Source organism: Oceanobacillus luteolus, assembly GCF_042678205.1.
Lineage (GTDB): Bacteria > Bacillota > Bacilli > Bacillales > Amphibacillaceae > Oceanobacillus > Oceanobacillus luteolus.
Genome location: NZ_JBHUDE010000044.1, coordinates 1 through 13507, shown reverse-complemented (window position 1 = coordinate 13507; position 13507 = coordinate 1). Strand labels below are relative to the sequence as shown.

Sequence of the window (13507 nt, the reverse complement as noted above, 5' to 3'; positions counted from 1 at the left end):
CTTTGATTCTAGTTTAATATAAAAGCAGAGTTAAACCTCGAAGGAAAGATGAAGGAGATGTTAAGATGAATGTGGGTATCTTAGGCACCGGCCATTACGTACCAACAAAATTAGTCACAAACAAAGATATGGAAAAATTGGTTGATACGACAGATGAATGGATCCGCACGCGTACAGGGATCGAGGAACGCAGATTTGCCGAGGATGATATTGATACTTCCGATATGTCCTACCATGCAGCATTAGGCGCTCTTGAAGAAGCAAATGTTTCTCCGGAAGAGATTGACTTAATTCTTGTAGCGACTGTCACACCTGATACACCTTTTCCATCGGTTGCATGTAAAATCCAAGATCGATTAGGTGCGACTAATGCAGCTGCATTAGACGTGGGTGCTGCTTGTGCTGGATTTATTTATGGGTTAGTGACTGCGGAACAATTCGTAAAAGCTGGCGCATACAAAAAAGTTCTTGTAGTAGGAGCGGATAAACTTTCAAAAATCATTAATTGGGAAGACCGTTCTACTTGTGTTCTTTTAGGTGATGGTGCCGGTGCAGTAGTCGTAGGTGAAGTAGGAGAAGGCAAAGGGATGCTCTCCTTTGAATTAGGTTCCAAAGGAGCTGGCGGAAAAGACCTTTTCCAAAATAAAGAAGGATACATGGAAATGAACGGACGTGAAGTATTTAAATTCGCGGTTCGACAAATGCCTGAATCCACTGTGAATGTAGTAGAAAAAATCGGTTTGGATAAACAAGATGTGGATTATCTTGTACCACACCAAGCAAATATTCGGATTATGGATGCAGCGAGAGAACGTCTCGGCATTTCTCCAGAGAAAATGGCGACAACAATTACGAAATATGGTAATAATTCCTCTGCATCTATACCTATGGCTTTATCCGAGTCAGTTAAGAATGGTAAAATCAAAGATAATGATTTAGTCGTATTAGTTGGATTTGGCGGCGGGTTAGCTTGGGGATCTACGGCTATCCGTTGGGGAGTCTGACATATTTCAGAAAGGAGTCAGAATGATGGCTGAAAGAAGAGTTGTTATAACCGGCTTAGGTACGGTGACGCCAGTCGGAAATGATGTAGCATCAATGTGGGAAAATATATTAAATGGAAAATCTGGTATCGACATCGCTACTAGAGTAGATGTAGAACAATATCCTGCAAAAGTTGCAGCAGAAGTTAAAGGTTTTGAAGCTGAAAAGTATATTGATAAAAAAGATATCCGTCGCATGGATTTATTTACCCAATATGCGGTAGCTGCGGCGAAAATGGCTGTGGAGGACGCGAAGCTTGTCATTGATGATAGCAATGCGACCCGTGTTGGAGTTTGGATCGGTTCAGGAATCGGCGGCATGCAAACTTGGGAGGATCAGCATCGTAAGTTACTAGAAAAAGGTCCTCGTCGTGTCAGTCCATTTTTTGTTCCGATGATGATTCCGGATATGGCTGCTGGACAAGTTTCGATTCAATTAGGCGCTAAAGGAATCAATTCATGTACAGTTACAGCCTGTGCTTCAGGAGCAAGTTCAATTGGTGATGCGTTCAAGTCCGTTCAGCGCGGGGACGTGGATTATATTATTGCAGGTGGAACAGAAGCACCTATTTCCAATATGGCGTTTGCTGGTTTCTCTTCCGCTAAAGCATTATCCACTAATCCTGATCCGAAAACCGCTAGTCGCCCATTTGATAAAAACCGTGATGGATTCGTCATGGGTGAAGGTTCAGGTATCATCATTATGGAAACACTTGAATCAGCACTGGAACGTGGTGCTAAAATCTATGGAGAAATTGTTGGTTATGGTGCAACTGGAGATGCGTATCATATTACCGCTCCAGCTGAAAATGGAGAAGGTGCAGCGCGAGCAATGAAAGCTGCGCTTGATGATGCTGGAATTTCACCAAATGATGTCGATTATATTAATGCCCATGGAACAAGCACTGATTTAAATGATAAATATGAAACGGCAGCAATTAAATCGGTATTTGGTGACCATGCATATAAACTATCTGTATCTTCCACGAAATCAATGACAGGTCATTTGCTTGGAGCTGCAGGTGGAGTGGAATCCGTCATTTCATTGAAAGCAATTGAGGAAGGCATTGTTCCACCGACCATCAACTATGAAACACCAGACGAAGATTGTGATCTTGATTATATTCCTAACGAAGCACGCCAACAAGATGTGAATGTTGTGGTAAGTAATTCATTAGGTTTTGGTGGTCATAATGTGTCACTTGTATTTAAAAAATATAATGGTTAAAAGTATTAGAAGCTGACTCGTAATGAGTTGGCTTCTTTTTTTGATATAAGGAATTCAATAAAAATTTCCGTATAAGATAAATAGGCATGAATGACTGCTTCCATCTTTGTACCTGCATGAAACTACTTGGACAAGCATAGGATGTAACAATAAGTAGACAATTACTAGAGTAGTGGCAGGTGTGAGTGATGTTTTATATATTCTGGTTTTTGATAGGGTTCGGTTTGACCGTAACAGGTGGAGTAACGATAATCGCATATATGAATTTTCTTCCTGCCGGTATTACTTGGGTTGAATATTTCAGTTTCATATCCACCAGGATAGAATGTTATTTTTTCTTCATCGGAATATTGATTATGTTGGTTGTATTATACTGCTACCCAAATAACTCGTAAGCCATTCACATCGAATAAGAATAATTTCATTCTTTATTGGTCATAATGATTCTAGATTAATTTTCCAAAGAGGTGAGGGTGGAATGCTATATTTACATGATGTTTGGGTAAATTGGTTTGAAAGTGAAGAGAATGGCTATCAAGTCGCCCGCTACCACGAATGGCGCAAAGAAGACCATATTGAACTATTAGATCAAACACCGTTGTTATACATAAATGAAGGTCTATTTGAGTACATTGAGAATGATTTGCAGGAAATACCAGAGAGCTTGTTAGATACGATCTACAAACGTTCTTATAGTCGAAAAGGACAAAATCGCAATGTCATTGAATATGCTTGTGTGGTGACAAACGGTATTGAAGCGTTGGCATTTGATACAATCGGTTACACAATACCAGTACGAAAAAGCCGCCTGATCCCAAGGCAGGAGCAGCTGATTTATGACATGATCAAATCTGCGAAACCGCAAAACTTTGGATTTAAAGCGAAGCATTACAAGAAGGAGTATCATATTTTATCAATGTCTCCGGAGCAAGTATTTGGGCTTACAAGGCGCGAGCGAGAAATCAAACATATTCTTATGATTGCTTTGGATCAACTGAAGACTTCCGGTAACTTGGAAGAATTGCGGTACTGGTTGACTGAATGGGACCCGAAACTTTATCCGGCTATCAAGTATTTGGATGCAGACCAAGTGTGGGAAAAATTATATGAAGGCATCCGATTAGGCTTCAATGAAAATCACGAAGAATTTTGTGCAAAAATAGTCCGTGGACAACCCTTTTTAGAAAAGTTATGGGATGCTGAAAAGGATTATGCAAAAGATACAACTCAATCGTAAATGAAATAAAAAAACCAGTTCATCAGAGGTGATATGCTCCCCCCTAAAGTAGACACTTAAAAAAACAAAACTACTTTAGGGGGTTTTTCTATGCGTTCTAATAGTAAGCATACTGTAGATGAACTTGAAAGATATATTCAAATGTATCTTGATGAAGGTCTGAGTTATCGGGTGTTAAGTGAAGTGAAAGGCCTTTTGTTAAGCGAATCGACCTTTCATGACAAAGTACTAAGATACCAAGAACATGGTCTGACAGGTATTCAAACGAAGAGGAGAAATAATCATTATAGTAAAGAGTTTAAGAACTCAGTCGTTAGAGAGTACATGGAAGAAGGTACTCCCTTCGTTCAATTAGCTCGTAAATATAACATACCAGCTCATCAAACTGTGAAGAAATGGATCATCAAGTATACTAAGGGGGAAGGATTAAAAACTTATTCTCCAAAACCCGAGGTGTATATGATGGAAAGTAGAAAAACAACGCTTGAGGAAAAAGTTGAGATTGTCAAAGCCTGTTTAGCCAATAACTTATCGTATAAAGACACAGCTGAAAAATATCAAGTTTCTTATAACAATGTTTACTCATGGGTTCAAAAGTACAAAACGCATGGTCCTGACGGACTGGTAGATGGACGAGGTCGCGGAAAGCCAAACGAGATCCAAACCGATGAAGAAAAGTTACGAACAGAAATTGCGGCATTAAAAGCTCGAAATGAGTACCTTGAAACAGAGAATGCTGCGTTAAAAAAATTAGAAGAAGTGGAAAGAGAGTTGATATTACGCAAACGCGGTATGAGGCCGAGTACCAAACGATCAAAAAGCTCGAAAAAAAGGGATTCAAAATAACCATACTATGCAAAGCATTAGGTGTGAGTCGCTCGGGTTATTATAAATGGGTCAAACGAAAACCAACGAAAACAGAGAAGCGCTTAAAATACTTGATTAGCTGCATTCAAAAAGTATATGACGAACATAAAGGAATTTATGGTTATCGTCGCATCACGATTTATCTCAATCATTATCTTCACGCACAAGTGAACCATTAATGTGTTTACCGTTTGATGAGATTATTAGAGTTAAAAGCCGTTATCCGCCGGAAACGTTATAACTATAAATCACATAAACCGCAACATGTAGCTGAAAATGTCCTAAATAGAGAATTCCAAGCAGACTATAACGCAATGGAAGTCCTATTATCAGATATCACTGAATTTAAGTTCGGAGGTCATTCAAAGGCTTATTTAAGTGCCGTCTTAGATTACGGTGAAAATAAAATTGTAGCCTACAAATTATCCCGACATAATAACAATGCATTAGTTCGTGATACAGTCACTCAGATTAAAAATACTATTATTCCAACAAATACATTATTCCATAGTGATCGTGGTTTTCAATACACGTCACATGGATTTAGAAACTTTGTGAAAGAGCACAAAATTAATCAAAGTATGTCACGTGTTGGTAAATGTATTGATAACGGTCCAATGGAGAATTTTTGGGGAATCATCAAAGAAGAAATGTATCGATTAACTACGTATAACACATTTGAAGAATTAGAGAAAGATATTAAGACGTTTATTGAATTCTATAACACAAAACGTATAACGTTAAAGATGGGTTTACATATTCCATCATAAGAAAAGCCATGCATGAAAATCATACATGGCACAAAATACTTTGTTTATTTACCTGTCTACTTGACAGGGGGCAGTTCAAGGGATGAACTGGTTTTTATATTATTTTCTGACCCGGCCTAATCCCATTGCTTTTTTCGCTTTTGCAACAGTTTTATTAGCGACTTTGGATGCATTCTCAGCACCTTCATCGAGAATCGTATCCAGCTCTGGTGAATCGATTAATTCATTATATCTTTCTTGAATTGGCTGTAGCAGATTAACTACTGCATCCGCTACGCCCTGTTTAAAGTCGCCATAGCCTTTACCTTCGTATTTTTTCTCCAACTCTTCAATAGACTCCCCAGTACAGCTGGAGTAAATCGTTAATAAGTTTGAAATTCCAGGTTTGTTTTCTTTATCGTACTTAACAATACCTTCAGAGTCAGTCACTGCACTCTTGATTTTTTTAATGATTTTTTTCGGTTCATCAAGCATAGAGATGAACCCTTTTTCATTTTTATCGGATTTACTCATTTTTTTCGTTGGTTCTTGAAGTGACATGATACGTGCTCCAACTTCAGGTATCCGAATATCAGGAACCGTAAAAATATCGTTGAAGCGATTATTGAAGCGTTGTGCCAAATCACGGGTAAGTTCCAAATGCTGTTTCTGATCATCACCTACTGGTACAAGATTCGCTTGATAAAGCAGAATATCCGCCGCCATTAAAGCAGGGTAAGTGAACAATGCAGATGATACCGCTTCTTTACCTTCTGATTTATCTTTATATTGGGTCATGCGCTCCAATTCCCCAACATAACTGAGTGATTGAAGCATCCATCCTAATTGCGTGTGAGCAGGAACCTCCGATTGAATAAACAATGTCGCTTTATTTGGGTCAAGGCCGGAAGCTAGATAGAGAGCTGCCAAAGAACGGATATTTTTTCTTAATTCCAGTCGATCTTGAGGAACGGTGATCGCATGCTCATCAACGATACAAAAATAACATTGATATTCCTCTTGCAGCTCCACGAATTGTCTGATCGCGCCTAGATAATTTCCTAGTGTCAACGTACCACTAGGTTGAATCCCTGAAAAGATTGTTTGCATACTGTACACTCCTTTAATTTTTCCCATTAAAAAAAGCCCACTCATTCCCTAATCTGAAGGGACGAATGAACCGCGGTGCCACCCTTATTACTCTGTGTTTGCACACAGAATCACTTTAATCTCCAATAAGCTCAGAAGCCCAATTCCAATCCACCTTGATGCTTGTTTCCACCAACCACAAGCTCTCTACCAAATCAGCGGGCAATTGTACTCTATCTTCGTCATTGCTCGAGTTATTTTGTTGAGTTTATTATATAGAGTTTTTGGGGGGAATGCAAGGGGATGGGGGCCTGTATTGAATTGACAAGAGAATAGGTCTCTCTTGTCACGAAGAAGATCTATTTATGTGTAGAACCGACAATAGACCTGTTCTCTTGTCATGAAGGACGTCTGTTAATGTGAAGAACCGACAATAGAGCTGCTCTCTTGTCATGAAGGGCGTCTGTTAATGTGAAGAACCGACAATAGAGCTGCTCTCTTGTCATGAAGGGCGTCTGTTAATGTGAAGAACCGACAATAGAGCTGCTCTCTTGTCATGAAGGGCGTCTGTTAATGTGAAGAACCGACAATAGAGCCGCTCTCATGTCACGAATGGGGTTAGTTTTCGTGAAGAATAGACAATAGAGCCGCTCTATTGTCAGGAATGAATTCAGTTTTCATGAAGAACCGACAATAGAGCCGCTCTCATGTCATGAAAGAGTTCAGTTTTTAAGAAGGACTGACGATATAGCCATTCTCTTGTACGGAATGCTATGTGTCTTGATAAGAAAACTTATAGTAAGTCACTTCTCTCGTCATAAACCATTACATTTAAAAATAGCCCTGCGTAATGCGCGCTAGGGCTAATGAATAAATGCTGGATATCTAGTATTTACTCAAAGTACGTCCACCTATTTACTCCAACAGCTTTAAAGTGCTTTGACAAAATTCGGTGTACTGTTCTTTTTGAAAAAACTCCTCCACACCAATCATAAATCTCCCCTGTAGTCACTCTCCTCTCCGGAAACAGCAACCGGAATTCCTTCACGGAGCGCAGCACGGCATTTGTAGGAGACTCCTTATGGCCACAGGATTCGCAGATACAGCTTCTTTTAACTGAATTAACTGCGCCCCTTCCACAAGTTGGACAGACGATTCCCTTTTTTAATTCTTCGTATGCATAATGTGGTTTATCAAATGGGTATTCTGTTTTTCTTAGGTCCAATAACTTAGCAGCAAGCCTTCTCATATTTGATGTTATGCTCGTAGACTGGTTGCTTACAAATTCCAGGTGTCGGTGGATCTGATTTGGAAAAATAACGGGAATATCAAGTGGTGCCTGATAGAGAGTGAATGCGGGATTTACAAAAATTACAGAAGCATCAATTGGAGTGTTATATCCGAGACTGAGGAGAACTTGGCGCAGAAGAGATTCTGCTCTACTTAATTGGTGCAGGGGGTTAAGGATTTCTTGCCGTGGTTTTTTAAAAAGCTTTTCATTTTCAAGATAAAAATCACCTTCAAAATTTTTCACTTCATATAAAAAGATTTTCGCTTGGTTAATAATCAAACAATCTATCTGGAAGGCAGTTTGATTATATTCGAAAAGCAAATCATTTAAGATCAAGCCTTCACCGGTGATATTTTCCGTTAACTTGGAAAACAACAGCTCTCCTTCATAACCTTTTTTTAGATTGAGATAGGTGAGCTTGTCCTTGTTGGAAAGATGCATGCGTCTACTTAACGATTCAAAAAGCAATAGTTTTGGCGATGGCTGCAGTTTTGTGATTACTTCCATCATTCACTTCCTCTCCTATAATTTAGATATCACATCAATAATATCATAAGTTGCACTATTCCGTTATTTAATACTCAATTTAAAAATGAATAACCATTCAATTTGTGGTAAATTAATGATAATAAGATGCGAGGAGCGATTATCATGTTGATTAAAACCGAGGCCAATGAGGGGACGATAGGTAACGTTAGATATATGGAAGGTGTTGTTGCCTTAAATAGAGTGAAATTAAATGTGTATTGTTATGAAGTAGATGGTATGTTAATCGATACTGGTGCTCCTAGATTACTGAGCGAATTCAAATCATTTTTTGATAAAGTTCGTGCAGATAAAGTAGTGTTGACCCATTCTCATGAAGATCATGTTGGTGGAGTGGCATACATAAAGCGTAAATATAATCTACCAATTTATATGGATAAAATCGGTATAGAGGATTCTATGAAAAAAGCGAACTACCCATTTTATCGTAAAGTCTTCTGGGGGAAAAGAGAACCTTTTCAAGCGCTTCCTCTTGAAAAAACAATTGAATCAAGAAATGCAACTTGGGATGTCATTCAGACACCAGGTCATGCGCCAGATCATGTCTCTCTCCTCAATCGAAAGACTGGGCAGCTATTTACTGGAGATCTCTTTGTCCAGCCGCAAACGAAGATCATATTGAAGGATGAAAGCATTCCTACAATCATCTCTTCGATCCGTCGGGTGTTAGGGTATGATTTTGGGGAGTTGTATTGCTGCCATGCTGGACATGTGAAAAGCGGCCGAAGTGTTTTGCAAAGTAAATTGGATTATCTTCTGGAGCTTCAGGAGAAAATACGTGAACTGAGTAGAAAGGGCTATAGTGAGAAAGAAATTCAAAAACAATTGTTCGATGGAAGGTATTCCATTTCATATATTTCTTTCGGAGAATGGGACTCCATCCACATTATTCGCTCGGTTCTCAGAGAAACACCCTAATCGACGAAAATAGACATGTTTCGATAATATGACAGAAAATAATAGGTTTTTACCATTCATTTAACCTAAAGTTTCCTTTATACTAGATTTAACTTGAAATTAGGAGATTGATAGGTAATGGGTAGAGCACAACTTTGGGTGAGGACAGTCATGGGAATTCTCCTGTTAAGCCTAGTCTTTCCTTGGGTCGTTCATGGGGAAGAGGCGATAACGATTTCGAAGCATGCTGAAAGAGAAACGAACATTGAGTTATTCGATCCGAGTCAAAAAATGAAGCGATTTTCCTTTGATTCGGGGCTTAACTTTGAATATCCGGATGCTGTAAGAGGGATTTATGTAACCGGTAATTCCGCTGGTGGCAGCCGTTTCAATGATCTCCTTAATCTAGTAGATTCCACCGCGTTAAATGCTATGGTTATAGATATTAAAGAAGACCACGGTAATTTGACTTTTGTGCCAGATGAAGATTCTCCCTATGCAGATATTGCGAAAAACTATATTTCCGATCCTGAGGGTATGATGAAAATGTTGGAAGAAAAAGAGATTTACCCGATCGCAAGAATTGTCGTTTTCAAAGATTCTGTATTGGCGAAAAAACGACCAGATTTATCATTTACTGAGAATGGTGAGGTTTGGGTAAATAACCGCGGAGAAGCATTTGTTAATCCGTTTGAAAAAGAGGTCTGGGAATATAATGTAGAAATCGCGAAAATGGCTGTAGAACTTGGATTCCAGGAAATCCAATTTGATTATGTGCGTTTTCCAGAAGGATTTGAGAAAAAAGATGAATCATTGTCTTACACATTAGGAGATTATGAAGATTTTGAGATGAATAATGTTAAAAAGCGTGTAGAAGCTGTAACGGATTTTGTTGCCTATGCACGTGAAGAGTTGTCGCAATACGGGGTCGATGTCTCGGTCGACATTTTTGGCTATGCAGCGACATTGGAAGAGACGCCTGGTATCGGTCAAAACTTCTCACGGATTTCAGATAACGTAGATGTTATCTCTTCGATGATTTATCCGAGCCACTGGTCAAGCTATTTCGGAATTGAGAAACCAGATACTGAACCGTATCGTCTGGTGAGCGAGTACGCGAAAGTAGAGAATGAAGTATTGGGTGCACTTGAAGATCCTCCAGTTTCCCGCCCTTGGCTGCAAGATTTCGAAGCTCCTTGGCTTTATGATGGAAAGACGAAACAGTACGGAAAAGCTGAGGTGGAAGCACAAATCCAAGCGCTCTATGAAAATGGCATCAACGAGTTTTTACTGTGGAATGCTGGAAATGTCTATACTGAAAATGTGGATTATTTGATAGGGAAATAAATATGGGACAAGGGGTTTTTGCCCCAAGTCCCTTTTCTATGGATGTTCTCTATTGAAAATTGATAGTCATTTTTTTCAATTAAGGGGTTTAATTGAAAATGGATAGGGTACAATACCGAGTAGATAATATTTTAAGCAGGCTATTTGAAAAATAAGCTAATAATCGTCGTTTACCCCCTACTTTTTTATAGATGAATGTAGTATACTGATGAAGGGATTATTTAAACTTATTTTAATATAAGAATGAAATGGGTTTAATGATAGCTTGCATAGCATTAGAAATAAATATTGAGGAGTGAAGTACATGGTAACACTTTATACCTCACCAAGTTGCACATCCTGCAGAAAAGCTAAAGCTTGGTTGGAAAACAATGAGATTCCGTATAAAGAACGTAACATTTTTTCGGAACCGCTATCAATTGAAGAAATTAAAGAGATTTTACGGATGACGGAGGATGGAACTGACGAAATCATTTCCACGCGCTCAAAAGTATTTCAGAAATTGGATGTAAATATTGAGCAGTTGCCGATGCAAGATTTATTTGATCTTATTCAAAAAAATCCAGGCTTACTAAGAAGACCGATTATCCTTGATGAGAAACGACTTCAAGTTGGTTATAACGAAGACGAAATCAGACGTTTCCTACCTAGAACAGTTCGGACATTCCAATTACGTGAAGCACAGCGGATGGTCAACTAGTCGAAGTACTTAACATTATAAAGCACAGGACGGTTTGCGCAGGGTCTTGTGCTTTTATTTATTTACTACCCCGATAATGACCCCACAACTTCTTGCTGCTCAAAAAAAGACGTGACAAATCCTTCAATCTGGTTTAAAATAACTATTTAATTATAGGCATATTCATTTCCAAAACACCATATTTTATCATACAATGGCTATAAGCAATGAAAGGTGACCATATGCTGTAGTTAGAGAATAAAGTGAGCAACCTGGGAAGAAGTTGTAAACTGATTTATATATATAATCTTTCGTTTGAAGGGAGAGAAGAACGATGGAAATAGAAAGAATCAATGAAAATACAATCAAGTTTTATATTTCATATTTAGATATTGAAAATCTCGGTTATGAGAGGGAAGAGATTTGGTATAACCGGGAGCGCAGTGAGCAGTTATTTTGGCATATGATGGATGAAGTCAATCAAAAAGAAGACTTCAATCCGGAGGGGCCTCTCTGGATCCAAGTTCAAGCGATGGAAAAAGGTTTGGAGATCATCGTAACGAAAGCTAAGATTTCCAAACAAGATGAGTACGAATTTGATGATGAAGATGATGAGTCAATGGATTTGCATGGGGAAGAAGATATTGAGGGAATTCTTGAGGATACGTTTGGTAAAAGTATCGACGACAAAGAAGAGGATGATCTAGGTTTCCACGAAGAAAAGTTATGGATTGCTGTACAATTCAATGATTTTGAAGACGTCATTCAGCTTAGCCATGTCATGAAGCATGACTATGAAATTCAAGAGCAGACGTTATATCATTACGAGGGTAAGTATTACCTCTATGTTCAGTTTGGTATTGAAGTATTGGACGATGAGGCTATACAAGAAAATCTGGAGAGTAAGATTCTTGAATTTGCAACAGCTTCGAATGTTTCATTGCACGTGCTTGAAGAATATGGAAAGAAAATTATCGAAAATAATACATTTGGAGAAATCAGTAAGCATTTCCCAGCAGAAAAATAGACATCTTGATGAGATGTCTATTTTTTGTGTTTTATTGCAGGATTTCGAATCACTCTGTCGAATAAACTAATACGGAGGTGATTCGATGCTTCAGGCAAAACTAAATAATGGCAAACTGATTACTCCAGCTATGTTTCCGAGACAAAAGGTTTTAGAATTAAAATCTGGAAAGCATGTTTATTTTTGTCCAGTCTGCGGAGAAAGAGTAATCTTACGGGCAGGTGAGAAGGTGATTGCCCATTTTGCTCATGCTAAGGATGCGGATTGTCCTACTATTGGTGGAGGGGAAGGGGCGTATCATGAACAAGGTAAACTCCGGCTTTACCAGTGGCTCCGCAATCAAGGCTTGAAAGTTAAACTGGAAAGCTATGTACCTGAAATTAGACAACGTCCAGATTTATTAGTGCACGTCCAAGATAAGAGAATTGCCATCGAGTATCAATGCGTTAAAATTGCAACGGAAGAGATCATTAGTCGTACAACTGGTTATCAGCAAGCGGGAATCCACGTCCTTTGGATTCTTGGAGATAAGCTAATGAAACGCAGAGGCAGTCAGATGCTTAGGCTAGATTCATTTAAGAAAGCACTCATCCATCAATATTCCCCGGAATATCCATTAAGTATTTTCTACTTTTGTCCACTTACAAGTAAATTCATTAAATTTCAAGACTTAACCTTCATCAACACACACCACGCAGTTGGCAAACTTACCATTTCCCCTTTGAGACAAACTAATCTTCGTGAACTGTTATCCAAAGCGTATGTGTCAAAAGGAGTTTTAAATTCAATTTGGAAACGGGAAAAGAAGCGGTTCCGACTATCAAGAAAGTACAGAGTTTATGGGAGAGAGAAAGGATGGTTGAACTGGTTATATGAAAAAGGGGTTTATAAGGAACAGCTGCCGTCCATTGTCCATCTCCCCATTTTAAGTGCTTATTTGCTGAAAGTACCTGGCTGGATATGGCAAAGCCAAATTGTATTTCAAGTTCTTGCTAGAGTACGAATAGGTGGGATTGTCAGCTTGTCTCAATGCATCAAGGTCACAAAAGATGATCTGCTATCTCCAGAAGACTTTTCTTTAATTACATCCCCAATGGACCCTATTCTTGAATATTTGCTTCTCCTATGCGAAGCAGGTATCCTCGAGCGAACCTCGGAAACTACCTTCAAGAAGATTTCAGAAATCCAGCTACATACGGAATTGGAAACGGCAATTCAAACAGATTCCCTACTTATTGATACACTTTTTAAAAATAATAATCATTAATCAAGCATGAAAGCCCATTGATTCGGTATACTAAATATACCTGAAAATGTTTAGCCGCTTTGGCATTATTTTCTAATCAACATGGATGAATATAAAGGATTTCCTATGAATATCTAGAAATAGTATAGGAAGTGTATTAAAGACCTGCGGTGATATGTCAAGAGGTAAATAAATAATTGTTCAGTTATCAAGGTGCATTATCCTTAAAAAAGGCAACACTAAACTAACCCAGTAAAGTTA

At 38.6% G+C, this 13507-nt stretch carries 14 protein-coding genes and 1 other annotated feature; of the genes, 12 read left to right on the top strand and 2 right to left on the bottom strand.

All coding sequences use genetic code 11. The annotated features are described in order from the left end of the window. The first annotated feature begins 65 nt into the window (after nucleotides 1–65). The 7 genes from ACFSBH_RS09670 to ACFSBH_RS09645 all read left to right on the top strand — a co-directional run bounded on the left by ACFSBH_RS09670 (nucleotide 66) and on the right by ACFSBH_RS09645 (nucleotide 5145). Nucleotides 66–1004 (top strand): beta-ketoacyl-ACP synthase III, encoded by a 939-nt coding sequence (locus ACFSBH_RS09670; protein ID WP_251514859.1) that lies wholly within the window; start codon nucleotides 66–68, stop codon nucleotides 1002–1004. A 25-nt stretch (nucleotides 1005–1029) separates the two neighbouring features. Beyond that, a complete protein-coding gene (fabF, locus tag ACFSBH_RS09665; protein WP_379597266.1) occupies nucleotides 1030–2271 on the top strand; it encodes a beta-ketoacyl-ACP synthase II in 1242 nt (413 codons plus the stop codon). A 188-nt stretch (nucleotides 2272–2459) separates the two neighbouring features. Beyond that, nucleotides 2460–2666 (top strand): hypothetical protein, encoded by a 207-nt coding sequence (locus ACFSBH_RS21390; RefSeq protein ID WP_251514863.1) that lies wholly within the window; start codon nucleotides 2460–2462, stop codon nucleotides 2664–2666. An 83-nt stretch (nucleotides 2667–2749) separates the two neighbouring features. Next, nucleotides 2750–3508, top strand: coding sequence for a DUF3603 family protein (locus ACFSBH_RS09660; RefSeq protein WP_379597264.1), 759 nt, complete (start codon nucleotides 2750–2752; stop codon nucleotides 3506–3508). A gap of 90 nt (nucleotides 3509–3598) precedes the next feature. Further along, nucleotides 3599–4354: a helix-turn-helix domain-containing protein gene (locus ACFSBH_RS09655; protein ID WP_251514868.1), complete on the top strand. Its 756-nt coding sequence runs from the start codon at nucleotides 3599–3601 to the stop codon at nucleotides 4352–4354. A 23-nt stretch (nucleotides 4355–4377) separates the two neighbouring features. After that, nucleotides 4378–4554, top strand: coding sequence for an IS3 family transposase (locus ACFSBH_RS09650; RefSeq protein WP_379597262.1), 177 nt, complete (start codon nucleotides 4378–4380; stop codon nucleotides 4552–4554). A gap of 15 nt (nucleotides 4555–4569) precedes the next feature. After that, the gene (locus ACFSBH_RS09645; protein WP_379597260.1) at nucleotides 4570–5145 is read left to right on the top strand and encodes an IS3 family transposase; all 576 of its coding nucleotides are present in this window, start codon (nucleotides 4570–4572) and stop codon (nucleotides 5143–5145) included. Nucleotides 5146–5244: 99 nt separating this feature from the next. Here ACFSBH_RS09645 and trpS read toward each other — a convergent pair whose 3' ends face one another. After that, a complete protein-coding gene (gene trpS / locus ACFSBH_RS09640) occupies nucleotides 5245–6234 on the bottom strand; it encodes a tryptophan--tRNA ligase (protein ID WP_251514870.1) in 990 nt (329 codons plus the stop codon). 54 nt (nucleotides 6235–6288) lie between these two features. Beyond that, nucleotides 6289–6468, bottom strand: a binding site (T-box leader). A gap of 637 nt (nucleotides 6469–7105) precedes the next feature. Further along, on the bottom strand, nucleotides 7106–8014 hold the full coding sequence (locus ACFSBH_RS09635; RefSeq protein WP_251514872.1) for a nuclease-related domain-containing protein: 909 nt from the start codon (nucleotides 8012–8014) through the stop codon (nucleotides 7106–7108). A 141-nt stretch (nucleotides 8015–8155) separates the two neighbouring features. Here ACFSBH_RS09635 and ACFSBH_RS09630 point away from each other — a divergent pair, with 141 nt between their 5' ends. The 5 genes from ACFSBH_RS09630 (at nucleotide 8156) to ACFSBH_RS09610 (ending at nucleotide 13267) form a co-directional block, all read left to right on the top strand. Continuing rightward, on the top strand, nucleotides 8156–8968 hold the full coding sequence (locus tag ACFSBH_RS09630) for an MBL fold metallo-hydrolase (protein ID WP_379597257.1): 813 nt from the start codon (nucleotides 8156–8158) through the stop codon (nucleotides 8966–8968). Nucleotides 8969–9085: 117 nt separating this feature from the next. Continuing rightward, nucleotides 9086–10294 (top strand): putative glycoside hydrolase, encoded by a 1209-nt coding sequence (locus tag ACFSBH_RS09625; protein ID WP_379597255.1) that lies wholly within the window; start codon nucleotides 9086–9088, stop codon nucleotides 10292–10294. A gap of 304 nt (nucleotides 10295–10598) precedes the next feature. Next, nucleotides 10599–10994, top strand: a complete 396-nt coding sequence (gene spxA, locus ACFSBH_RS09620; protein ID WP_251514878.1) for a transcriptional regulator SpxA — start codon at nucleotides 10599–10601, stop codon at nucleotides 10992–10994. 313 nt (nucleotides 10995–11307) lie between these two features. Beyond that, nucleotides 11308–12000, top strand: a complete 693-nt coding sequence (gene mecA / locus ACFSBH_RS09615; protein WP_251514880.1) for an adaptor protein MecA — start codon at nucleotides 11308–11310, stop codon at nucleotides 11998–12000. An 85-nt stretch (nucleotides 12001–12085) separates the two neighbouring features. Next, on the top strand, nucleotides 12086–13267 hold the full coding sequence (locus ACFSBH_RS09610; RefSeq protein ID WP_379597252.1) for a competence protein CoiA: 1182 nt from the start codon (nucleotides 12086–12088) through the stop codon (nucleotides 13265–13267). The last annotated feature ends 240 nt before the right edge of the window (nucleotides 13268–13507 follow it).

Excerpts from the sequence above, each read along its gene's own strand:
- trpS (WP_251514870.1), bottom strand. The coding sequence starts at position 6,234 with ATGCAAACAATCTTTTCAGGGATTCAACCTAGTGGTACGTTGACACTA.
- mecA (WP_251514880.1), top strand. The coding sequence starts at position 11,308 with ATGGAAATAGAAAGAATCAATGAAAATACAATCAAGTTTTATATTTCA.
- ACFSBH_RS21390 (WP_251514863.1), top strand. The coding sequence starts at position 2,460 with ATGTTTTATATATTCTGGTTTTTGATAGGGTTCGGTTTGACCGTAACA.
- ACFSBH_RS09655 (WP_251514868.1), top strand. The coding sequence starts at position 3,599 with ATGCGTTCTAATAGTAAGCATACTGTAGATGAACTTGAAAGATATATT.
- ACFSBH_RS09635 (WP_251514872.1), bottom strand. The coding sequence starts at position 8,014 with ATGATGGAAGTAATCACAAAACTGCAGCCATCGCCAAAACTATTGCTT.
- fabF (WP_379597266.1), top strand. The coding sequence starts at position 1,030 with ATGGCTGAAAGAAGAGTTGTTATAACCGGCTTAGGTACGGTGACGCCA.
- ACFSBH_RS09660 (WP_379597264.1), top strand. The coding sequence starts at position 2,750 with ATGCTATATTTACATGATGTTTGGGTAAATTGGTTTGAAAGTGAAGAG.
- spxA (WP_251514878.1), top strand. The coding sequence starts at position 10,599 with ATGGTAACACTTTATACCTCACCAAGTTGCACATCCTGCAGAAAAGCT.
- ACFSBH_RS09630 (WP_379597257.1), top strand. The coding sequence starts at position 8,156 with ATGTTGATTAAAACCGAGGCCAATGAGGGGACGATAGGTAACGTTAGA.
- ACFSBH_RS09670 (WP_251514859.1), top strand. The coding sequence starts at position 66 with ATGAATGTGGGTATCTTAGGCACCGGCCATTACGTACCAACAAAATTA.
- ACFSBH_RS09610 (WP_379597252.1), top strand. The coding sequence starts at position 12,086 with ATGCTTCAGGCAAAACTAAATAATGGCAAACTGATTACTCCAGCTATG.
- ACFSBH_RS09625 (WP_379597255.1), top strand. The coding sequence starts at position 9,086 with ATGGGTAGAGCACAACTTTGGGTGAGGACAGTCATGGGAATTCTCCTG.
- ACFSBH_RS09645 (WP_379597260.1), top strand. The coding sequence starts at position 4,570 with ATGAGATTATTAGAGTTAAAAGCCGTTATCCGCCGGAAACGTTATAAC.